19 protein-coding genes are annotated in these 21,968 nt (G+C 42.1%); 8 read left to right on the top strand and 11 right to left on the bottom strand.

Annotation, left to right across the window (positions count from 1 at the left end):
* The first annotated feature begins 36 nt into the window (after positions 1-36).
* From napG to L2740_RS15670, 3 genes are read left to right on the top strand one after another with little or no spacing between them, the layout of a single operon-like run.
* On the top strand, positions 37-771 hold the full coding sequence (gene napG / locus L2740_RS15680; RefSeq protein ID WP_248951056.1) for a ferredoxin-type protein NapG: 735 nt from the start codon (positions 37-39) through the stop codon (positions 769-771).
* Entirely contained in the window at positions 768-1,676 is a 909-nt protein-coding gene (napH, locus tag L2740_RS15675; RefSeq protein WP_248951055.1) for a quinol dehydrogenase ferredoxin subunit NapH, read from the top strand. The genes napG and napH overlap by 4 nt, the downstream gene beginning before the upstream one ends.
* Positions 1,673-2,098 (top strand): nitrate reductase cytochrome c-type subunit, encoded by a 426-nt coding sequence (locus L2740_RS15670; protein WP_248951054.1) that lies wholly within the window; start codon positions 1,673-1,675, stop codon positions 2,096-2,098. Before napH ends, L2740_RS15670 begins: the two co-directional genes overlap by 4 nt.
* Positions 2,099-2,174: 76 nt before the next feature.
* Here L2740_RS15670 and L2740_RS15665 read toward each other — a convergent pair whose 3' ends face one another.
* Positions 2,175-3,542 (bottom strand): hypothetical protein, encoded by a 1,368-nt coding sequence (locus L2740_RS15665; RefSeq protein WP_248951053.1) that lies wholly within the window; start codon positions 3,540-3,542, stop codon positions 2,175-2,177.
* A 166-nt stretch (positions 3,543-3,708) separates the two neighbouring features.
* Between L2740_RS15665 and L2740_RS15660 the strand changes: the two genes are divergently transcribed.
* Positions 3,709-4,740: an AraC family transcriptional regulator gene (locus L2740_RS15660; protein WP_248951052.1), complete on the top strand. Its 1,032-nt coding sequence runs from the start codon at positions 3,709-3,711 to the stop codon at positions 4,738-4,740.
* 111 nt (positions 4,741-4,851) lie between these two features.
* Positions 4,852-5,112, top strand: coding sequence for a DUF5062 family protein (locus tag L2740_RS15655; RefSeq protein ID WP_202720769.1), 261 nt, complete (start codon positions 4,852-4,854; stop codon positions 5,110-5,112).
* A 3-nt stretch (positions 5,113-5,115) separates the two neighbouring features.
* On the opposite strand, the gene L2740_RS15650 is transcribed toward L2740_RS15655, so the two are convergent.
* Positions 5,116-6,033 carry a LysR family transcriptional regulator gene (locus tag L2740_RS15650; protein WP_248951051.1) on the bottom strand — a complete coding sequence of 306 codons (918 nt, stop codon included), beginning with the start codon at positions 6,031-6,033 and terminating at the stop codon, positions 5,116-5,118.
* A gap of 99 nt (positions 6,034-6,132) precedes the next feature.
* On the opposite strand from L2740_RS15650, the gene L2740_RS15645 reads away from it, so the two are divergent.
* Positions 6,133-6,741, top strand: a complete 609-nt coding sequence (locus L2740_RS15645; protein ID WP_248951050.1) for a LysE family translocator — start codon at positions 6,133-6,135, stop codon at positions 6,739-6,741.
* A gap of 109 nt (positions 6,742-6,850) precedes the next feature.
* Here L2740_RS15645 and L2740_RS15640 read toward each other — a convergent pair whose 3' ends face one another.
* From L2740_RS15640 to L2740_RS15615, 6 genes are all read right to left on the bottom strand, one after another.
* A complete protein-coding gene (locus L2740_RS15640) occupies positions 6,851-7,723 on the bottom strand; it encodes an SPOR domain-containing protein (RefSeq protein WP_248951049.1) in 873 nt (290 codons plus the stop codon).
* A gap of 69 nt (positions 7,724-7,792) precedes the next feature.
* On the bottom strand, positions 7,793-10,924 hold the full coding sequence (locus tag L2740_RS15635; protein ID WP_248951048.1) for an SdrD B-like domain-containing protein: 3,132 nt from the start codon (positions 10,922-10,924) through the stop codon (positions 7,793-7,795).
* Positions 10,925-10,993: 69 nt separating this feature from the next.
* Positions 10,994-11,800 carry a fimbrial biogenesis chaperone gene (locus tag L2740_RS15630; protein ID WP_248951047.1) on the bottom strand — a complete coding sequence of 269 codons (807 nt, stop codon included), beginning with the start codon at positions 11,798-11,800 and terminating at the stop codon, positions 10,994-10,996.
* A 127-nt stretch (positions 11,801-11,927) separates the two neighbouring features.
* Positions 11,928-12,383, bottom strand: coding sequence for a DUF4402 domain-containing protein (locus tag L2740_RS15625; protein ID WP_248951046.1), 456 nt, complete (start codon positions 12,381-12,383; stop codon positions 11,928-11,930).
* Between the two features lie 59 nt (positions 12,384-12,442).
* Positions 12,443-13,072 carry a hypothetical protein gene (locus L2740_RS15620; protein ID WP_248951045.1) on the bottom strand — a complete coding sequence of 210 codons (630 nt, stop codon included), beginning with the start codon at positions 13,070-13,072 and terminating at the stop codon, positions 12,443-12,445.
* Between the two features lie 208 nt (positions 13,073-13,280).
* Positions 13,281-14,054 (bottom strand): SPOR domain-containing protein, encoded by a 774-nt coding sequence (locus L2740_RS15615; protein WP_248951044.1) that lies wholly within the window; start codon positions 14,052-14,054, stop codon positions 13,281-13,283.
* Between the two features lie 565 nt (positions 14,055-14,619).
* Here L2740_RS15615 and L2740_RS15610 point away from each other — a divergent pair.
* Positions 14,620-14,835 carry a TIGR02450 family Trp-rich protein gene (locus tag L2740_RS15610; RefSeq protein ID WP_248951043.1) on the top strand — a complete coding sequence of 72 codons (216 nt, stop codon included), beginning with the start codon at positions 14,620-14,622 and terminating at the stop codon, positions 14,833-14,835.
* Between the two features lie 25 nt (positions 14,836-14,860).
* On the opposite strand, the gene L2740_RS15605 is transcribed toward L2740_RS15610, so the two are convergent.
* Positions 14,861-15,001 (bottom strand): hypothetical protein, encoded by a 141-nt coding sequence (locus L2740_RS15605; protein WP_248951042.1) that lies wholly within the window; start codon positions 14,999-15,001, stop codon positions 14,861-14,863.
* A gap of 128 nt (positions 15,002-15,129) precedes the next feature.
* Here L2740_RS15605 and L2740_RS15600 point away from each other — a divergent pair, with 128 nt between their 5' ends.
* Positions 15,130-16,023, top strand: a complete 894-nt coding sequence (locus tag L2740_RS15600) for a LysR family transcriptional regulator (protein ID WP_248951041.1) — start codon at positions 15,130-15,132, stop codon at positions 16,021-16,023.
* Between the two features lie 80 nt (positions 16,024-16,103).
* Here L2740_RS15600 and L2740_RS15595 read toward each other — a convergent pair whose 3' ends face one another.
* Positions 16,104-17,105 (bottom strand): diguanylate cyclase domain-containing protein, encoded by a 1,002-nt coding sequence (locus L2740_RS15595; RefSeq protein ID WP_248951040.1) that lies wholly within the window; start codon positions 17,103-17,105, stop codon positions 16,104-16,106.
* A 269-nt stretch (positions 17,106-17,374) separates the two neighbouring features.
* Positions 17,375-21,931, bottom strand: a complete 4,557-nt coding sequence (locus tag L2740_RS15590) for an ATP-binding protein (protein WP_248951039.1) — start codon at positions 21,929-21,931, stop codon at positions 17,375-17,377.
* Between the last annotated feature and the right edge of the window lie 37 nt (positions 21,932-21,968).

The raw sequence follows: 21,968 nt of genomic DNA, 5'->3' as shown, positions 1-21,968 counted from the left end.
TAATCGCTTGAGCAAAAGCGGAGAACATTAACGCAAATGAGTACGGTCAATCAAAGTAAGGTCACAGCCAAAGGCGTCAATCGCCGTCAGTTTTTAGCCACATCGGCAAAAGCTAGCTGTGCAATGGGCTTACTAGGAATGGGGTTAACAGCTGTTGCTAAGCAATCAAGCAAGTTAGACCCGCTCGCGATTCGACCGCCAGGTGCATTAAGTGAAAACGATTTTCTCTCAGCCTGTGTACGCTGCGGTTTGTGTGTAGATGCGTGCCCTTACGATACCCTCAAACTAGCACGCTGGTTTGAAGGTGTACCAACGGGGACGCCCTACTTTACTGCGCGCAGTATCCCTTGTGAGATGTGTGAAGATATCCCTTGTGTTAAAGCTTGCCCATCGGGTTCGCTTAACCATGAGCTAACGGATATCGAAGACGCTAAGATGGGTGTTGCGGTATTAATAGACGAGAAAAATTGCCTTAACTTTAAAGGGTTGCGTTGTGATGTTTGTTACCGGGTTTGCCCGCTAATTGACGATGCGATAACCCTTGAAATGCAGCACAATGAACGCAGTGGCCACCACGCTATGTTCTTACCTACAGTCAACAGCGACAGCTGCACTGGCTGTGGTAAATGTGAACATGCTTGCGTGCTTGAGCAAGCTGCTATCAAAGTGCTACCGACTCATATTGCTGTTGGTAAAACTGCCGCACACGATACTTATATCAACACCGAAGAAACCACGCTTGAGATGCTAAACAAGGGGCTTGTTTTATGAGCCAGACACTAAAGCAAAAACCGACAACACATGGCTTTGCTGATGCGGCGGTAAAAGAGCTAGGCTGGTGGCGCGCCCACAAGTTCTTGTTCTTACGCCGTATAAGTCAGGCCAGTGTCTTTGCCATGTTTGCCCTTAGCCCTTTTATCGCAACGTGGGCTGGCGTTTGGTTACTTAAAGGTAACCTTTCTGCCAGCGAACTTTTCGGCGTTGTGCCTTTGTCAGATCCACTTGCCACCTTGCAAGTACTAATGACAGGCCATTTACCCGAGTTAAGCCTAATACTAGGTGCCGTTATTATTGCGCTGTTTTATGCAATATTAGGCGGTCGAGTATTTTGCAGCTGGGTCTGCCCCGTGAACATGGTGACAGACTTAGCGAGTTGGTTACGCCGTAAGATGAATTTGCCTCGCACCTCAGAGATGCCAAGAAACTTACGCTATTACCTACTTGCACTCGTACTGCTATTGCCAGTATTGACCGGCATTACAGTATGGGAATGGGTTAACCCCGTTCCTGTTTTGTACCGCGCGGCACTATTTGGCGCAGGCAGTGGTTTATGGATATTGGCCGCCATTTTCTTACTGGATCTGTTTATCAGTGAGCGAGCATGGTGCGGACATTTGTGCCCAACAGGTGCACTCTTTGGTCTGCTTGGCAAGGTCAGCCCGGTAAAGGTATCTGCTGTAAATGCAAAAGACTGCGACAACTGCATGGATTGTTTTGTTGTATGCCCTGAAAGACAGGTATTAAAGCCTGCACTCAAAGGTAAACAGCCTATGATCACCAACAGTGATTGCACTCAATGCGGCCGTTGTATCGACGTTTGCGCCCAACGCGTTTTCCAGTTTCAGAATCGAAAGAATCAAAATCGAATTGCCCTAAAGGCGGAGAACAACCAATGAAAAAAGTACTCACCTTAGCTGCGCTAGTAATGGCGCTTAGTGCTTGCTCTGGTCAGCAAGCGAATACTCAAGCAGAGCCTGTAAACATCAGCTCATTGGGTAAGTCTGAAATCACCGATATTCGTGCAGCAGATCCTGCGCCGCTATATCCAAAGCGTGGTAAATCTATTGAGCGGACTTTTGTGCATCAACCACCGATGATCCCGCATAAAGCAGACTACCCAATCACGCTTAAGCGTAATGGTTGCATCAGTTGTCATAGTCCAGCTAAAGCCAAACGCATGAAGGCGACAGCAGTGGATCCATCGCATATGTTGGCTGATGGCAAGTTAAACAACGAGTACTACAACTGTACTCAGTGCCACACGCCGCAAGCTGAAAACAAGCAGCAGTTAGTTGAGAACGACTTCTCAGCTCAATAGGAGCTTGTTTGTTTTAAAACATAAAAACCACCTCATTTGAGGTGGTTTTTTGCATTACTATAACTTATACCAATTACTATAAAGATTTGGTATTACAACCCAAAGCCTCAAAATCAGCTTGGGACATATATTCAGTTGTTGGTAAATACTCTGCCATTATCGCGAATTCATCACCCGGACGCTGAGTATTTTGGATCGCTTCTGCAAAGTCGGCTTTTGGTAACATATTCCGCACTATGAGTAAGGCTTCATTAAACTTATTCGATCCTCCTTCCACCACGCGGCCAAAGCCATCACCTTGTTCAGTCCAAGGTAAATAGTTGTATCCACATTCAATGCTCGCGTTACTTGGTTTAGTCGCACCGGGACTCGTGACCACAGTGTAATAGCCCTCTTCGTCAGTAATCAGCTGCTCATCAAATAGGCATGCGGTAACCACTTGCGAGTAGTATTCGTTCTGGCAAATTGACCAATACCGCATTTGCGAATCAACTTCATCGAATATGCTATCTGCAGCTAATGTATTCGGCACCTTTGGTAACTTACCTCTTGTTACTGCCACCTCTCCTAAACGATTGTCTAAAAAAGTACTTACGTATTGGTTATCAGCATTAGCGTAATAATTCACTTGACGCTTTGGCTCCCCACCGCATTGGCCTAAAAAATTACACTGCAACCCAAAAGCGCCGTTATATGCCGCACGCCAAACTGCAGGGCTTTTAGCGGGGTCAAATGCTGGATTTGAGCGGATCTTGGCATAAGTTTCTTTAGGCACCAGTGGAATTGCTAGATTATCAGTGTCGACTTGCAGCGCGTCACAAGCTTGTTGCCCATAGAGCTGCTCGCCTGTTGATAAGGTTAACTCAACCGCCGGTAACTCGACTCCACCTTGACCATCGCGGCCATCATCAGCAACGTATACTCTGTAAATCAGCACCGCCTTATTACCAAGGCTGGCGTAATCGTACAGAGTATTTGCAGGGATCTCACCATCAGGCTCTCCTTGAGCAATTGTTAAAGTGAACTCTCGTTGCAACTTTTGTCGTTCAGCTCCCTGTAAAAATGGGTTATAAGAACCCTCATCAGGCAAAATTTGATTGTCTGTTATCGCTGTTGCTGGTGAAGTATCTGCGCGATAGCTATTAAGCGAAATATAACGAGCGTATGGGTACTCGCCGTGCAAAGTCAGGCTAGCTCCCTCTGGTAAAATGTATCCTGCATGCCAGTAATTAGCGCCAGTATCCGGGTAAGCAAAATTACGAGCAGGATGGTCTATATTATAAGGACCAACCCAAAAACAGGCGCTTGGCTCAATCTGTTTACCTAGTTCTTGAGCTCCAGAGTCACTGTCACAGCCAGCAATTAATGCTACAGACAAGCAACCTAAAACAGTAGCGAACCTCTTGGCTAATCGCCTTGTTGATAGAAATGAGTAACTTTTCATTATTATTCCTTATTAATTTACTCGGCAGCATGCCTCTCTCTTAATGCCCGATACAAATCCAATTATGTCTGGTTAACTGTATATTGGATAAATATTGAGCTTAAGCCGCTTTATTTGTAACCTAAACTAAGATGCTTTGAATTAATGGTCGGCGAGAGACAGGTTTATGACTTTAAAGGACAAGAGTATAACTAAAGTAGAATCTACAACTATCGCCTCTTGGGCATTAGCAGTGTGCCGCACCATTGATGCCGCGGGTATTGACAGTCAAAAAATTCTGGACGAACTTGCCATTGAGCCCTCTGTATTAATTGATCCCCATGCCCGCTTACCTGTGAGCCAAATGACACAGCTATGGCGCAAAGCTGTGTTGCTAACAGGGGATGAAGCAATTGGGCTAAAAGTCGCCAATTTTGTCCAGCCAACTAGCTTTAATGCTTTGAGTTTTTCTTTACTCGTGAGTGAATCCCTTAGCGATGCTTGGGCAAGAGTAAAACGCTATTACGCCATTATCAGTAATGTACTCGAGATGGATATAGAGCATGGCGAACATGAGTCGGCATTATGTTTTAATAAAATTGCCGAAAGGCACTATGCAGATGAAGCCATAGATGCGTTTATGGCCACTAGCTATTTAATGGCATTTCAGGTCAGCCATGGGCAAGTCACCCCCTGTCGATTAGAGCTTGAACGTCGACAGCCTTTTGATTCAAAACCTTTTAACGACCTATTTAATTGTCCGATTAAATATGCCGCCAACAGCAATAAAATTTATTACTTCAACAGCGATCTACAACAGCCTTTCCCGTCAGCCAATAGACAACTCGCATTAAGCAACGATGAAGCTATTCAGGCTTACTTTCAAACGATTAGTCAGCACGCCTTCAGCATGAAGGTGACTGAAGCTATTACCATTGCCATGAGCCTAGGCAATCCTTTGCGTGATACGGTTGCTCAATCTTTCCATATGAGCAGTCGTAATCTCCAACGTAAATTACGCCAAGAAGGCACCAGTTTTAGCGAGTTAGTTGAAAACGTTCGTAAAGAGTTAGCAATAAAATACTTAACCAATGACCAACTGGCGGTCATCGATGTTTCATTTCGATTAGGCTTTAAAGATCCTAGTAATTTTACGCGCGCATTTAAACGCTGGTATGGATTGTCACCGCTCCAGTACAAACAGCAGAAAGTTAAATAGTAGATTGTATCTAAATAGAATTTTAACGATTTAATTAGCATGCTCACACTTGCTATCATGTGATATTCAGGTAACGTTAGAACAACATCAACCTACATAAGAAGCGTCACTATGAAGCCAGGAAAGCACGATGCACAGCTACTGAAACTCGCGATGGAAATTGGTGTTGGCTACGCCAAGAAAAGAGGCTTTGCCGATTTTGGCCAAGGGATTTCGCCCAAAGACAAGGTCGAATGTATTTACCGCTTATTAGTACAAGACAACCTTATTCAAGCTCTTTCAAAAGACAAAGAAGACGGCCCCAATATGAAGCACAAACTGGTATTGTGGATCAGTCGCCAACTACCCCCAGAGCATGAACTGCTTAATTAACCCTTAAATGATAATTGCTTCTGTAAGCTTGGGAACATCTGCTTTCCCAAGCTCCTCAGCTAAAGGCACACAACTCGCTAATTGCTGCGTTAACCATATTGAAAATGTCTGCTGATCGACATTCACTGAATTGGCATCTGTTATAGCCACATATTTATGACCTGATGGCACAAAGCCAAAAGGGGCAACTAGGTTACCTCTCCTTAAATCATCAATAACTAAAGGGTACGAACCTAGTGCTGCGCCTAATCCATCAACTGCAGCCTGAAAACAAAAATAAAAATGCGCAAACGTCTGCTGCTCCAGTTTATGACTTGGCTGTTCAGCTATAGTTTCTAACCAGCGTTCCCATGCTTGGGGTCTTGTTTGACTATGTAGCAGCTTCATTCTGGACAGATCTTTGCTTATGACTTGCCAATAATCGGGCGACATAACCGGACCAACCCACTCCTCAACAAGTGCCTGCTGTAGATAATATTCAGGAATAATGAAATCATCGCGACGAATCGCCATAGACAAACCAGTAGCCCCAAGCGTAACAGGTCCACCAGCAGTTGAAAGCCTAACATCAATACCGAACTGTTCATTAAAGGCTGATAATCTTGGCATCAACCAACGCATGGTCAATGTTGGTTCACAGCTCACCTCAAGATAATGCTGATTTAACTGCTGAACACGTTTAACCCCAGAAGTTAACGTATCAAATGTTTGCTGAGTTACTTGCAGCAACTCCAATCCCTCTCGGGTGAGATGAACATTTCTTCCCTGCTTATAAAAAAGTGGCACGCCGAGATAGGTTTCCAGTACCTTTATCTGTTTGCTCACCGCCCCATGCGTAATATGCAGTTTATTAGCTGCTTCACTATAACTGCGAGAGGAAGCTGCAACATGAAAAGTATAAAATGATTTCAAATGTCTCATATGTGAATATATCTCACAGGTATAGTGAAGTTGTTTCGATTATAACTAGCGATAAAGCCTCCTACAATGCCGCCTTACTTATCGAATTCAGGAGGTGTTGTGGAAATTTTCAGTCTAGCTATTTTAGGAGTTATTATTGTTATTAGTCCTGGGGCCGACTTTGTATTAGTGCTTAAAAATAGTATAAATCGAAGTCGTAAAGCCGGATGCTATACAGCAATAGGCATTAGCTTAGCAATTAGTGTGCATATTGGTTATTCATTACTGGGAATTGGTTACCTAGTCTCACACAACCAATGGCTATTTAACCTTATCCGATATGCAGGCGCTCTATACCTTATCTATTTGGGAATAACTGGCTTGCTCGCTAAACCTCAAAACCTTAGCGTCCAAGCGGATACAGAGATACCTGAGAATTATTCTGGTTACTTACTAGAAGGCTTCTTATGTAATGTATTGAATCCAAAAACCATGTTGTTTTTCTTGAGTATTTTTAGTCAAGTAATGACTTTAGATAGCAATAATGAAGTGGCATTACTTTATGGCGTGTATATCATGCTATTACATTTGCTTTGGTTCCTTCTGGTAGCACTACTATTCACTTCAAAGCCGCTACAAAGCGTATTAATGAAAGCGCAACGTAGACTCAACCAACTCTGTGGCGTTGCGCTTATCGGTTTTGGCGTTGCTTTAGCATTGCATGACTAACCATAGGGATTACGCAAACTAGAAACCTAAGTGGACAATTAATTTTCCCACTTTTTAAAATCCAATATTAAGACTCACTAACCCATCATATCAACAACAATTGCGTGGACTAGCTACTATAAAGGTTAATACCTGTGCTGGTTGCAATAATACAATCCAAACCGCTTTGCTTCATGCTAGTACAAGCTGACAATGCTTGTTGACGCTGGGTAAACTCGCCAACTTTAATTCGGTAATATGTTTTTCCGTTAACTAAAACACGCTCATACCTCGGCACATAACGAGCTAACTGAGTGCCAAAACGACTATTTAACTCAAACCAAGTAGGCTCGATACGAGAGAATTTATCCACTGATGATAACTGCAATGCAAAACCACTTTTCTTCCCTGCTGCTTTAGCTTCTGCTTGCATCTTATTCGCATAGTTCAAAACCTTTGGATTAGACTCGATAGGTTGCTCAGGCCCGCCCGGATATGCTGATGCGTAACTTCTAATAGCTAAAGCTTGTGGCACATTAACCTCTGTTTTCGAGCTCTCAGCTGCAACCATTTGCTCAACCTGTACTTCGTCAACTTTATTGTCACTGACTTGGCTCGAAATTTGGTGTTTAACCTCCATCGTTGAACTTGCTACTGCTATTGAATCTGACGAAACGGACGTTGGCATTTGTTTAGTCGCTTTAGACATTATTGGATCGGGTCTAGCTGGTGCTTGGTTTCCTGCCGCCAACATGGTGAGTTGCTCAACCAATAATTTCAGGTCACCTTCAATAACAATCAAACGGGATAGACCAGCCTTCATTTGGCGCCACTCAGCTAGCTCTTGCTCTAATTGTTCTATTTTTTCTTCTAGTTGCTTTTGCTCTGCAACTCGCTGCTTTTGAAGCGCTATATCTGCCTGATTAGCACAGCCCGTTAAGCTCATAATGGCAATAAGCAAAGTCGCTGCTTTACGGCAAGCTCGATAGTTCAGTACATTCATTTTAAAACTCATTTCCACAAGACTGTCTCTGAAAAGTAATACGATTAAAATGGCAAAAGCGTAAGCTTGTTATGATTCAAATTCGAACTCAAACGATTCAACATTACACTTAAGACCTTGCTTCGCAATTTGCGCACAACCGGCTTCAGCTTGCTGCTTACGCGCTAAAAATGCCACGTTCAGCGCATAACGCTTAGTTTTTTTATCTTCGATATAAAATACTTGTTGGCTCATGGCATCATCATAATTGTGCTTAACTAACTGCCAATAGGTTTTGAGCATTGCCAGTGAGTTAAATTTACCTAGGTTCATTACATAGCCTTTGGTCATCATGATTTCTGCAAACGTAAAGTCAGCACCATTCATTACATCGCCATTATTTTGCAAGGTAATCGCCATTTGTGACTCACCACGTAACTTCTTACGTTCAAGGTAGTTTGCATCGATAGATAACTGGTAATCGCCCGGGATCAAATCAGTAAACAGATAATATCCATCAAACTCTGTTTCCGTGGTTGCAACAATATCACCTGCAATATTAACCAAGTTTACAGTGACATAAGGCGCAATAGACTCGCTACCATCGGCTTCACGCACATACACGGTACCTTCAACTTCTGCGGCGTTAACGACAGGGAAATCTAAAGTCTGTATATGACCTCGTCTTGGCGTGATTGAAACCCCAGGAATAGACGGAATTAAGAAAGGATCGCCTAAGCTTTTTTGGTCAAGCACAATATCAGTTTTCTTCTGGCTAGACATTGAGGTTAACATCGCCACGCCATCTTGATTACTCGTGCCATAGCGGTACTGTTGCACACCTTTGACTCTTGCACCTTCAATTACAGCCTCACCAGCATCAAACCGTCCATTAAGGTTGTCATCCTCAAACACTCGCACCATTAAGGCTCCCGCACCAGATAAGCTACGCGATGACATAAACACTTGCTCTGTTTGCGGCTCATAACCAAAGCTAAAGCGGCCATACAAACCTAATGACCAGTCGCCAGTATTATCATAAGAAACAGTAGAATTAAGACTAAATGCATTATGCTGCCAGCTTAAGCTAGCACTGCTACTTAACAGGTCAGTTATAGGGTAGTAATCAAGCTCAAGTTCAGACTGTAGGTGAGTATTAATTGGAATGGATAGCTCGGTAGAAAAGCGAGAAATTTCAGCTTCTGGCTGAATAAAATAATCTAGTTTCACCCTGCTAAAAGCCCAACCAAAACTCTTTTGTAACTGTAATTGCCCTGTAAGCGAGTCATCTAAAGCTGCGTCATTAGAAGAGTGGCCCGTATACCAAGTTAATTGGTTATTAATGTTTGCCCAACCAGTACTTATAGCGAGCAAATTGCCAAACTCGTCGTGCTTTGCGCCATTACTCGTTTGAGTTTGTCGCCAATGATTTCGATAATTTAAACGATAGGGAGAGCCTTGAAAAATATATCCACTGTGGTCAAAATTATATTCTGTATGTTGTTGCTGACTTAAACTTTCTAAGGTCTTTTCTGATACCTGATAACGCAAGCTTAAGGATTGGTCACCAATTTGGGTTCGCCCTGAAACAGCAAATGTGCTGTCTTGATGGCCTTTAATTTGATAATCAGCATCAATAAGAAAACGTTCAAACAGATTAAAATTACCACCAATGGCATAAGTATCGACAGAAGTGCCCAGCTCTGATAACTGCTCTTGAACGCCTAAATTAATCGATGCCCAATCAGTTAAACCGCGCTCATAGGTCGAACTTAGCACCCAACCCGTTTCATTATCATCAGGTGTACTAGAGATACCCGATAAACCTTTACCAATTTCAGCAAGCGAAACACTATAGCTGCTCTCGTTAGCTTTGAGCTTATTACTATCAACATAAACTTGTTTAGTTTCGGTTTTAACCTGTCCTTGCGGGCCATAAGCAATCATCTCAAATTGGTTATCTCCATACAGCAATTCGATGTCGTTAAACTCATAGCGACCATTTTGCAAACTAAGCGCCTGCCTGATCAGTAAACCGTTTTGATATAGCTCTATATCCCAGCCAGGTTGAATATCACCACTGAGATTGATGGTTCTATTGTTGGCCGATACACCTGTTTTATCATTAGTTATTGAAGCACCGCGACTTTGACCGAGCGTGCCATCAACTCCGACGCTCACAGGAGTAATATCACCTAGTCTAAATTCTGTCGCCTTTAATGGGCCTAGTAAGTCCCCCGCTGCCGATTCTTTTGATAAGGTTAAACGTAAGTCCGTCAATGCATCATTACTATTACCGCTGGCATAGAACTCACTACTTAAGAATGCGAAATCATGACCGCCAATTATCGAGTAACTTTGATAATTGTTGTGTTCTGTCACTGCAGCGTTAACCTGCACATCGACTAAAGGAGAGGATATCGCTTGATAATTAGATTCTTTCCAAGGCAACACAGCCTCTCTATTGCGACTTACAGTTTGATTTAGTTGACGGTTTTTTCGCGCTAACCTTTGTTGTACAGGTAACGGCGAGGAGCTGCTAATTTCTACCTTTAAATCTGAAAAACTATAGTCAAAAGTGATACCAAACCACTGTTCAATCTCATCGCCGGCAATATAAATATCATCAGCCATAAGGGTGTAATGACTAGGTTCTAATTCGAAATCCTGCTGGTTAACCGAGACATTAACGACTTCCTCTCCCGCTTCAGGTAGGCGCATTAAAAATTGACGAGTCTCATCTAAATACCAGCCTTTAACCATGCGATTGTCAAAGTCGCCTTCAATTGGAAAATCAATTAACTCAAATAGCCCAATTAAACTAAATTGCGCATTTTGCTTACTTTTGATAGCAAACACATCTGACAAATAATGATTATCGACATAAAGAGATAGCAGTAACTCCTCCCCTTCGGGAATACCCAACTGCTCGCCGGAGAGTTCTATGTTTACACTAGCGTCATCAGTTGTAGATGCTAAAACTGCAGCTTGGGATTGTAGCTCCTGCAGTGACAAGCTGTAACTTTGCTTCAGCCTCGCTAAAGTGCGCGCAACGTCGGCATTATTTAAACTGGCAAGCTGAACGTTTTGCTCTGATTGAATAATTACAGGTAAGGTCTGTTGAGACGATATAAAAGCAATAAAAGCAGGCTGCGCACTTGCGGAGCCTGCATAGCTGAGAAGCAGAGATAAAAGTAATGCGTAACTTAGGCGATAGCGCACTACTTTCCCTTAAATTCGAATAACAGCAAAGTATTCACCAACTCCGGTCAACATCCACCACCAAAATAGCTAGTTGTTAGTGAATGCTTCTGCGGTTACAGCAAACTCTTTCTCTGCAAAAACTTGCCCGTTAAATTCTTGCTGCCCTTCATAAACAATACGCAGCTGACCATTAGACGGGGTGAAACCCTTTGCAATCCAAGCCATAGACTTAACAGCTTGACTAACCTCTGGATATATATTGACGTTATTTAAGCGCGCAACAACTTGCTCAGCTCCTTGCTCCCCTAACCAATACGCAACTAAATTCCCGGCAGTAGAATATTCACCAGTACGAGTTAAATTAACATTTAGCAGAGTTTTGCCACTCTGCTGATCAAAGCGGAGCTCCTTTGACGAAATCTCAACTTTAGGGTTAGCTTTTCCTTGCCTAACGATTACTGGCAGGCTGTAACTTAACAAAACGTCCAAATTAATCGACATTTCACCATCTGGCTTTTTAGCACGTTTAGGCGGTAACGCTTCTAACTTTAAATGCGAGCGATACTCTCCATCTGCAAGATCTTTAGGGCGCCTTAGACCCAACCTAACAATCTGACGCTCATTAGGTTTCAAAGTCACCTGCCTCGGACTAAAACGCAGCATTTTGCTAGCTGATGGATAACCAACCGCTTCTTCTGCAGTTAAGTCTTTGTATCCACCACTTGGTAAAGCTGACTTTTCTTGCCACGCAAGACGGTATGTTTTGACTTCAGAGCTGCTGTTTATAAGTACAATCTCATGGGCTCTTTCGCGTCCTTCAAAAGCAACCCGAATAGGAGACACCAATAAGCTAGCTTGAGCTGAATTGATAAATGAAAATAAGCATATTGACACAAAAAATGTAGCTTTTGATAAGCGCTTAAACATAGAAAATACTCAAAACAAATGGAATACAATTCGCTCTAGTGATCGGGCCTAGGCTCTGTAAAATTACAGAATTACTCTGTAGTTGTTGATTGAACTAATAACTAATATCTAAATAAAAAACGGCTTGGTACGAAGTATTTAAATAATGCTTACCATTACCTGAAGTCATCAGCTTGCCACCCATTTGAGTCATAGCCATACCAGCACTATCTGTACGAATATTCGGCTCAATATAGATCTCACTTAAGGTGAATTGTTCAGTATCTCCTGATGCAACAGTCGTTATAACAGGCAACATTGGAGTAATTGAAAGATCGACATAAGGTGGGTAATCAGTAATGACCATTTCAGCTGCTTGCCCGGGTTTAATGATTAGCAACTGCCCAGAAGAAGTGCTATGACCATAGGTAGGCACAGTCACACTACTTTGAATACTGTTATCACGTATCACTATGGTGCCAAACGATAGCGGTTGTTCAAAATACACATCGGCACTTACGTCAAAAATGACCGTAGCTAAAACTAAAAATAAAAATAAAATAGATTTCACAGCTAGCCTTTTATCTAAGGTGGCAAAACATATGTTTCGCCACCTGAGTCTATTTTTACTTAGTAGCTAACAGTAATTGGAAAAGTGCCGGTAAACTCACCATCTTGATACTGTCTATCAATAACATTGGTTTCAGCAACGTACACATCTGTCGTTAACGTGCCACCAAAGTTAAAACTTGCATTACCTTGACCGTCTGCAGTCAACTTATTACCGTCCGCATAAAGCGTGCCGTCATTATCACCTGATGTAATAAATGCCGTAATAGTACTTAATACAAACTTAGGAGATCCTGGAGGTGCTGAAGCTGCTACAACATTGGTTGGAGTTGTCGGTAAAGTCACGCTTAACTCTGAATATGGTGCAACACCAGCTACGGTAACTTCACCAGGTTCACCCGGTACTAGTGATCTAATAGTTGCCGCATTTCCAGCACCATTAACCACTGTTGCCTGCTCAGTTGGATTTGGCGACATTGTAATGCTAGCACTTACGCCATCAGTATCTGTTAGATCCACTACTGCGGTGATCTCACCAAAGTTCAATGGCTTAGCCACAACCATTTCAAAAGCATTTTTAACAGTAACAGAAGCTGTAGCATTCTCTGTTTCAGCAGCCATAACTGGCGCAGATGCAACCATAACGAATGCTAAGCCAACAGCTTTTGCCACCATAGAAATATTTTTCATTTAAAACTCCATTTTACACATTATTGTATTTAATAAATAACGCCAAGACACACTTTGACTAAATAAAAACCAAAGGTGACAACAAACCAAGTTAAACTCAGGCTAAAAATAGAAAAGATAAAGCTAGATAACTAATCGGCATTATAAAACTTAACTTTAATTAAATTTAAAACAAAGTTATTTTTTAATAATACTTCAGCAAATCCTTCTATATCCTTTCACCCTTATATTCAACTACGGCACAGTACTGCCCTTCGACTTTTAATAGGTGGCATATTGATAATGCCGATTTTTTACTCAAATATGGCCCATAGACCAACCGAGAGAAACTCTTACCTTTACTAACAAAATCGATCTTCATTGGGTGACCATCAACCAATAAATCATGAAACTTTTTTTTATAGCTAAGCCAACCTGCCTTTAGGTTATTACTTTTAGAGTAGGAAGACAGGTGAACGCCATAAGCATTAGGAGCATTTTTTCTTTCGGTCACCAAATTACTTTTCTTAACACTTTCTACTTTATTAACGACTTTAGGTTTAATTGTATTTTTTTTACTCATAGTTTCAGTAGAAATAAATCCTTCAATAAAACCTTTATTAGCTAGCGGTTCTTTAGGTACGACAAACTTAACCGGTTGCTGCTGAATCTCGACAGCTTTACTCAGCTCGGATATCAATAAAGCAAGATCAGCTTCATTCTCGACCAATCGCTCTATCGCAGGCTTTAACTTATTCCAAGCTTCAAGCTCTTGTTTTACATGTAACAACTCAGCAGTCAGTGCCACTAACTCAACCGCTTCAGTGTCTTTAGTTTCAGCTGCATAGCTAGATGCAGTAAAGGCACATAACCAAATCGAAACCACGGTACTGACAACAAGTGAGTAAAAATCGCTATAATTAATTTTTAATGATTTAGTAAAAAGACTCACTTCATTAACTCTTTCATTAATTAAAAAATGCATTAGCGCAGTATAAATCAAACCTATGCCTAAGATGATATAAAAACTGACACTAGTTTAAAGCTAAACCAACCAATAATTAAGAATCCTGCCAAAAACATGCCAACAACAGACATTTAAAACTCGATTGATAAAAACAATTACAAAAAGTGTTCTAAGTCACACAAATAGAAAGGTTGAAATGCAGAGGTAAACACTTAACGATTAATTCAATTCAATACAATAAACCAACACGAACACCCCTTTAACCAAAAGAGATAAAGGAAAAACAAAAAAAACAGTTAATAATATAGAATCACGGTCAACATTAACAATGATTTTATATTCTCGAGCATACAAATTAACTTCTAAATAAAAAACCAAAGACTACTGATTAACAGAACGTTTTTTTCAATTAAACAAAACTAAAGACAAAATACTGACGCTATAAACTGAGGCTGGCTATTATTAACAACAAATAAGAAAGGGTATTTATACAAAACTAATTATTGATACATATTCAATTTCAAGATAACTACCCTCTAGTTTTAGATAACTAATTATCTATTGATTGATCCTTCATCAATTGTTATTCGTAATAATCAATATGAATAGAATAAATCCAAAAAAGCTGTTGAATAGTAAATGGACCGCGGTTCAACCTAAAAATAAGCAGAAACACTTTTTAGTCATTAAGGTGAAATTTGATGAGGATGGTGAGGTAAGCTTGTGTTTGATAGAAGCAGTTCTCACTCGCAAACAATCGATAATTGATTGGCGCGAGCTAACAGAACACAAAGTTTGGCTTCAGGGCTGGAATTAACCCAGCCCAGCAGCCATTTTTCGCCTTAGAAAGAAAAAAAGTGACGCTTTTTTTCTGACTTCTGGCTATTTATTGATTTAGCAGCTAGTTTTTGCTTCTGCTCTTTATCTAATGGTTTCGCAGCAAGATATAGTGCTTGAGCGAATAGACCTTGATATGACTTCATTTCTTTTCCTCTAGTGCATCGGGTTTACTGCACTAAAAACCAACAAAACTGTGCAATTGATGCTAAAATAACCGCCACTTAACTATTAGTAAAATGAATAGTTAGCATCAAATGGATTCACTTTTGGCATGAATATTCAAATCAAAAACTTATATTGTTTCCTTACTTTAGTTGAGGTTGGCAACTACACCCGCGCGGCAGAAAAACTGCATTTAACTCAGCCCACTTTAACTAAAATTATCCAGCGGCTTGAAGAGCATCTTGAGCAGCCTTTACTTATTCGCAATAATCAAAAAGTGCTCGCCACTGAAGCGGGTCAATTGCTGGCGATTAGTGCAAAGCAAATTGTAGGGCAATGGCATCGGCTCCAAGAGGAGATGGATAATTTAAATGGCCTTCAAACTGGGCAGTTACGTTTAGGCGTCTGCCCCATGATGGGCGAAATGATAATTGAACTACTGTCAGAGTATCGTCGACGCTTTCCTAAAATCGATGTAACTATTGTTGAACTTGGTGGGTATGCCGCTGAACAAGCTCTACTTAACGATACCCTTGATTTGACCTTTACCGCGCTACCAACCACTCATACGCAAGACTTTTGTAGTCATAACTTACAAGGTTACCCACTATTAGCCTGCTTGCCTAAAGCGCATAAACTCGCACTAAACAGCAACATCTCTTGGGCTGATCTCGCTCAGTACCCGTTTATACTTTACAACGATGACTTTTCTCTCGCTAAGCTGATCCGCAGACTAACCCATAAAGCTAATATTGAATTAAACATTACAGCCCAAAGTGGCCAATGGGACTTTATTGCTACTATGGTAGACGCTCAAATGGGGCTCGCCATATTGCCTGAACCTATTTGTAATAAAATTAATTCGCCAAATTTGACTTATCGCCCACTAGCACCAGCGCTCACATGGGATCTTGCATTAATTTGGCGTAAGAACTTACCGCTAACGCCTGCTGCCGACAGCTTTATTAAGTTAAGCCAAGAATTAAACCCAACAACATTTTAGCCTAAACTAAGATTTTGCTTGAAGTGAATGCAGGTAATTAGTGACACCGCTTTTTGCTGGAGAGCTAATTAAAAACTTTGCTATACAAGAGGATCTGAATAGAAGTGATAGGCATTTTTGCCTTGGCGTTTAACCTTATACATAGCTTGGTCTGCTTGCTCATAGACTTGAGTAAAACTTTGGTCTGTAAATACGCAGATCCCAATACTCATACCAATATTAACTGTTCGTCCCTCGACATGGCTGATAGTCGCAAAAGCCGTTAACACTCGGTCGGCAATACTTGCTAGTTCAACCTGCGACAACGACTCAAATAAAATCACAAACTCATCGCCCCCTAAACGAGCAACATTGTTCGACTCTACAATGATGTCTTGCAGTGTGCTGGCGATTTGCATCAACAAACTATCGCCAAACTTATGCCCATAACGGTCGTTATGAGATTTAAAATCATCTAAATCGATAAACATGAGCGCGCCACTGCCAAGTCGATTTCGTTGACGCTCAAAAACTTTTAGTAATGCCTTGCGATTAAGTAAATCAGTTAAGGGATCTCTATGTGCCAACTTGTCTAGCTCTAGTTCGTAACGCTTCTCTTTGGTGATATCGACATGAGTACCCATAATTCTTAATGGTTTACCACTGTCATCAAACTCTATGACTCGGCCTCTATCCGATACCCAACTGACTGAGCCGTCTTTATGCAGCATTCTATGGGTAACATCGTAAGAATCAGTTTTACCACTAATATGATCGTCAAAATTAGCAATAACCCAATCGCGATCCTCAGGATGAAGATTGCCTTTCCAGCTATCTATGTGCGCAGCAAGCTCATCTATGGTGTAGCCCAAAAGTGAGCCCCACTCCATATTGTACATAGTCAGGTTTCCACTGGGGATATGCTGCTCCCAAACACACAGGCCTGTACCATCAAGTGCAGCATTGAGCTTCTGCTCTAACAAGCTATGTTGCTGCCTGAGTCGCTGATTATCTCGCTGCAAAATGAGGTTCTGTGCTTTTAGCTCAGCAAGCTGTTTATCTATTTCCGCCTGAAACAGTGAACACTTTTGTTTGATTTCCACCAGTTGCTTTCCATGGCCGCATAACCAATACAAAGATAACAACTATTAATTAACATTTAAATATACCACTAAATATTGCCATTGCTGGTGCAGGCTTTTCCGGTGCAGTTATCGCCAAGCATCAAGCTAAAAAGCGACCTAAGTACCCAAATAACTAATTGGTATAATTGCAATTAGCTAAATACAAAAAGCCCGCTAATCAAATTAGCGGGCTTTTTCATTTGTTCAATATAGCTGAGCAACTTTAGTTACTCAGCTCATCACAGCTTTTACTTAGATACTGGTGATACTACAAAGAGTAGTTCGCCTTGTGATACTTGCTGACCGTTACTGTTAAGAATACGCTCGATACGATACTGCTGATCTTCAGGGTAAAGTACTGCATTCTTACGGTTAAAGCCGGCTAGCGTTACTTGCGAGAACATCTTCATCGCTTCTGTAAGCGCTAAAGTCTGATCAACAGTGACGATGTCGCCTTCTTTAACGAAGTCAGCTTCACCTGGCGCTGGAGAGGTATAGAAGATACCTGCGCCTTGTGCCATCACTTTAAGCTCGTTGCTCTCACCAACACGCAGTGATGCTGTGTCAACACCTACAGTTTCTGCAGCCGCTTCCATTTCAGCGATAAGCTCAGGAACATCAAGTTCAGCCATAAAGCGTGGCAAGTAGTTAGTGTCGTAAACACCTTCATTGAACGTGCCATCTTTAAGGATGCGAGTTAACAATGGAATGTTAGTCGCAATACCTTTAATCACTACTTGATTTGCTAAGTAATCATGCAGCTTAGTGATCACATCTTCACGGCTTTCACCGCGACAAATGATCTGTGCGATTAAGCTATCGTAGTATGGAGAAACTTCTTTACCTTCGCCTGCGATAGAGATGATTTCAATGTCATCACGCTCTGGCATTTGGTATTCAGTAATTAAACCAGGGTGTGGTAATAGCTGTAGAACGCCATTGCTATCAAGTGCAGCTTTCTCAGCTGTTACACGTACTTCCATCGCGTAGCCGATTTCTTGTGGCTCAAGCTCTGCAATCGAGCGACCAGCTGCAATATCAAAACCAGCGCTTACGATATCAATACCAGAAGTCGCTTCTGTTACTGGATGCTCTACCTGTAGACGCGTATTCATCTCCATAAAGTAGACTTCGTTCGCGTCTAGGTTATAGATGAATTCAACCGTACCTGCGCCCATGTAATCAGTCGCGTCACCTAGTGCACGAGTGTACTCCATTACGCGTTGCTTAAGCTCATCAGGCAACATAGTTGAGCCAGACTCTTCAACCACTTTCTGGTTGTTACGCTGTACTGAACAGTCACGTAAGCCAAGTACTTTAGTGTTACCAAACTGGTCACGCAGTAACTGAACTTCGATGTGACGCAGTGAAGTGACATACTTCTCTAGATACAAGTCACCATTACCAAATGCTGCTGCCGCTTCGGTAGAAGTCTTTTGGAACAGCGCAATCATGTCGCCAGGGCGTTCAACAACCTGAATACCTTTACCGCCACCACCTTGTACCGCTTTAAGCAATACAGGGTAGCCGATTTCGCTCGCAACGTTTACCGCTTGCTCTGCGTTATTCAAGATACCGTGACTACCTGGAACTACTGGTACATTCTGCGCCTGTGAAGTCTTAATTGCGTTCGACTTGTTACCCATAGTTGTCATGCTGTGCACACTTGGGCCAACAAAGTTAACGCCATTGTTTACACAAAGAGCGGCAAACTGCGGGCTTTCAGATAAGAAACCAATACCTGGGTGCAATGCATCAACGTTTTCATATTCAGCCACTTTTAGCACTGAATATGCGTTTAGGTAACTTTCATCTGAAGTATTACCACCGATACAAACTAGCTTATCGTCGCCTTTAAGCATATCTGCTGGCACAGAAGTCATATCAGGATCTGATGCAACTAATACCACGTTGATATTGTTGTCGTGTGCTTTACGGATAAGCTTAACCGCAGTACAACCACGAGCGTGTACCAAGACTTTTTCAATCGGCTTCATTAGCTGACGTGGATCGTCTTGAACAATCTCTTCTTCAGCGACTAATCTTTCTGGCACTAAAGTAGAAACTGCATTGCTGATCACATCAACGATTTTAGCTGTTGGCTTAGGCATTAATGGGTCAATGCTTTGTAGCTGAGCGTCAATTGTGTCGCTAAACGGATTCGTAACCAATGCATCCATCGCACCCGGTACTTTAGACAAGTAGTTAGATAGCGTTGAAGTTGATGGTAGGTATGCAGGTACAACCATTTGACCAGCAAATGGCATGTTTGTGCCTGATAGGTAGTAAGTTTGCACTAATGGGTGAGTCACAAAACTTGCCTGTGCACCACCTGTACAGTCACCATAACCAAACATCAATACTGGTAACTCGTTATCACGAATAAAGCGGGTAATACGATCGTTCACTACAGCCATTGAGAATAGTGCTGCAGCACCTTCTTTAGTCTGCATACCACCAGAGCTGATGAAACAAATCACAGGCAACTTACGCTTAGCACACTCGATTAACAGCGCGCTGAACTTCTCAGCAGCCGCCATATCGAATGCACCCGCTTGGAATGCTGTGTTTGATACTGCAACACCGACGCGCATTGGTTGACCGTTATGGTCAAAATCAGCAAGACCTGTGATCAAACCACATGGGCGAATGCCTTTGTCTAGCGCATCTTCAATAGATAGACGGAAACCAGGGAAGTTAAGCAAGTTCGCCGAGATCTTATCGCCATTAATTTCTTCAAACTCTGTGAAGAACTTAGCAACAATTGCATCCCAACCCATTTTGCCTGCACGCTTTTCATCGCGTAGAACTTTTTGGATTAGCAAATCTTGGTAACCCATAGTTAAACGGTTCCAGAAGTCTTTACGACGACCGATACGCACAGGGTTAATTGCACCAGTGTATTCACTGCTTTCTTCTTCGCTATCAAAATACTCTGGCAGTAGACGTTCGAAGAAGTAAGTTAGGATAACGAATAGGCTATCGTTCAGCTGTGGGAAACCAACACTCTTCCACTGCTCTGTACGAGTCAATAGTTCTGCACGGTTTGACTGAGTCATAAAGTACTTCAGCCACTTGTAGAACTTGCTCTTATCATTAGCAACGTTTTGAGTTGATAACGCGCGGTCAATCGACTCATGCAATAAGTTATCAACTGAGTTACGTGACAGGCTCTTAGACATCATGGCTTCTTTAGCGATAGACGCTAAGTTGCCTACTACATTGTCGTAAAGTGCGTTGAATACAAGAATGTTATGACACTGCCAAATAAAATCTTCACGTAACTCGTCGTGAATGATCACGTCAAGTACGGTTAACTTATTTAGCTCAGGCCAATCTGCTTGAGTAACTTCTGATGGAAGTGTCTCTAGGTAGTTGATAAGGCCTTTAAAGTTGTTTTCAGCGTTACCTTTCCAGCGGTGATATAGCGACCAGCTGATGTTAAAGATAAGCGCCTTACGAGCTTTTTTGTAGTTCTCTTTTGGCTCACCCAAAATCAAACGAGTCAGCATGTTACGCTCGGTAGACACGTCATCACGCTTAGCGATGAAGTTACCCCAAAGCTTGTTTAGCTCTTCGTCGTAAACCAACTTATCAGGGCTTGATAACCAAGACTGGAATACGCGATCTTGCTCTTGCTGAATACGCGCTAACAAATCACCTTCTGGTACGCTCACCTTAGATAGACGACCATACTGCTCTTGCGATATTGAATGGATGCGACTACGTAGGGTTAGGTAACGTAGGTAACGGTATGTGCTACCAAATAGGTTCAAATGCATGGTTGGGTTATTAGCAACCGCAAGCTCTGCATTTAATTCTAGTGCTTCAAGGTTCTTAGATGGGCTTAGGAAACGCGTTAAACTGCGATCATAATGCTCACGTAAGTCTTCTGATTCGCGTACAAAGTTAACCGCAGCTTTTTCTACTGCTTCAATGCTACTGATAATTGCACGGCGCAGGTTGTGCTGACGCTCATCTTTATCTGAAGGCGAGAAATCAACAATACCGTCAATACAACCAGAGGTATAAAGTTCTTCAGGCGATACACCTACTGATTTAGCACATTCCTGCCAAGATAGGTTGTATTTGCGCGCAATGCTTTGCAAACCTTGTGGCTGAATAGTGTTAAAAATACCATCACGTAGCGACAGCAAAATGTTTGCTGCAGCCAGTGGAATAGCGCCGCCAGAGTAACCCGCACCGATAACGATACCTACAGTTGGTACGTCAACGTTTGCGCTCTCAGCAATCGCTTTAGAAATTGAGTGTGCTTGGTTTTGACTGTTAGCCACTTCACCTGCATCTGCACCTGGGGTGTCGATAAGGTAAACGATTGGCATAGACAATTCAGCAAAATGACGAATCGCTTTACAGCAAGCGATATGATGCTCAGGCATCCAAGCGCCATTTGAAGTTGTACGCTCTTGGGCTACAAAACCGATACGGCGAGTACGAGAACCAAAATTCAGTTCGATCTCTGCACTATAAAAAGGGCCAATATGAGTTTCGGTAATGAGCTTACCTTTAAGATCCGCGATGATGCGCTTAGCACCTGGGCGGTTTTTATCTTGAGTAGGTTGAATAACCTTAGTGACGTAACCATCGACGTCTAATTGCGCCAAATCTTTAAGGTTGGCTTGAATCGCGTCGTCGTCTAAAAGACCTTTAACTTCGTCAGAAAGCGACTGCTTACTGTGTTCAGGGAACAACGAAAAGTCTTTAGCTAGCTGCTCTGCTTTTAGAAAAAGCGGATCGGCAGTTTGCACTTGAGTCGTGTTAGCGGGCTGATTTTGGCTGGTCATCTAAAGATCCTCTGCTTTTAGCCTCTGAAATTTTTAG

Origin of the sequence: Shewanella pneumatophori (assembly GCF_023283895.1) — a bacterium.
In the GTDB taxonomy this organism is placed as follows: domain Bacteria; phylum Pseudomonadota; class Gammaproteobacteria; order Enterobacterales; family Shewanellaceae; genus Shewanella; species Shewanella pneumatophori.
Note: the sequence above shows the minus strand (reverse complement) of the source record. Positions and strands in the feature narration are given on the sequence as shown.

Bases quoted from the DNA above. Each gene is read 5' to 3' on its own strand.
- L2740_RS15620 (WP_248951045.1), bottom strand. From the start codon at position 13,072: ATGAAAAATATTTCTATGGTGGCAAAAGCTGTTGGCTTAGCATTCGTT.
- L2740_RS15590 (WP_248951039.1), bottom strand. From the start codon at position 21,931: ATGACCAGCCAAAATCAGCCCGCTAACACGACTCAAGTGCAAACTGCC.
- L2740_RS15640 (WP_248951049.1), bottom strand. From the start codon at position 7,723: ATGAATGTACTGAACTATCGAGCTTGCCGTAAAGCAGCGACTTTGCTT.
- napG (WP_248951056.1), top strand. From the start codon at position 37: ATGAGTACGGTCAATCAAAGTAAGGTCACAGCCAAAGGCGTCAATCGC.
- L2740_RS15610 (WP_248951043.1), top strand. From the start codon at position 14,620: ATGAATAGAATAAATCCAAAAAAGCTGTTGAATAGTAAATGGACCGCG.
- L2740_RS15655 (WP_202720769.1), top strand. From the start codon at position 4,852: ATGAAGCCAGGAAAGCACGATGCACAGCTACTGAAACTCGCGATGGAA.
- L2740_RS15660 (WP_248951052.1), top strand. From the start codon at position 3,709: ATGACTTTAAAGGACAAGAGTATAACTAAAGTAGAATCTACAACTATC.
- L2740_RS15665 (WP_248951053.1), bottom strand. From the start codon at position 3,542: ATGAAAAGTTACTCATTTCTATCAACAAGGCGATTAGCCAAGAGGTTC.
- L2740_RS15605 (WP_248951042.1), bottom strand. From the start codon at position 15,001: ATGAAGTCATATCAAGGTCTATTCGCTCAAGCACTATATCTTGCTGCG.
- napH (WP_248951055.1), top strand. From the start codon at position 768: ATGAGCCAGACACTAAAGCAAAAACCGACAACACATGGCTTTGCTGAT.
- L2740_RS15650 (WP_248951051.1), bottom strand. From the start codon at position 6,033: ATGAGACATTTGAAATCATTTTATACTTTTCATGTTGCAGCTTCCTCT.
- L2740_RS15670 (WP_248951054.1), top strand. From the start codon at position 1,673: ATGAAAAAAGTACTCACCTTAGCTGCGCTAGTAATGGCGCTTAGTGCT.
- L2740_RS15600 (WP_248951041.1), top strand. From the start codon at position 15,130: ATGAATATTCAAATCAAAAACTTATATTGTTTCCTTACTTTAGTTGAG.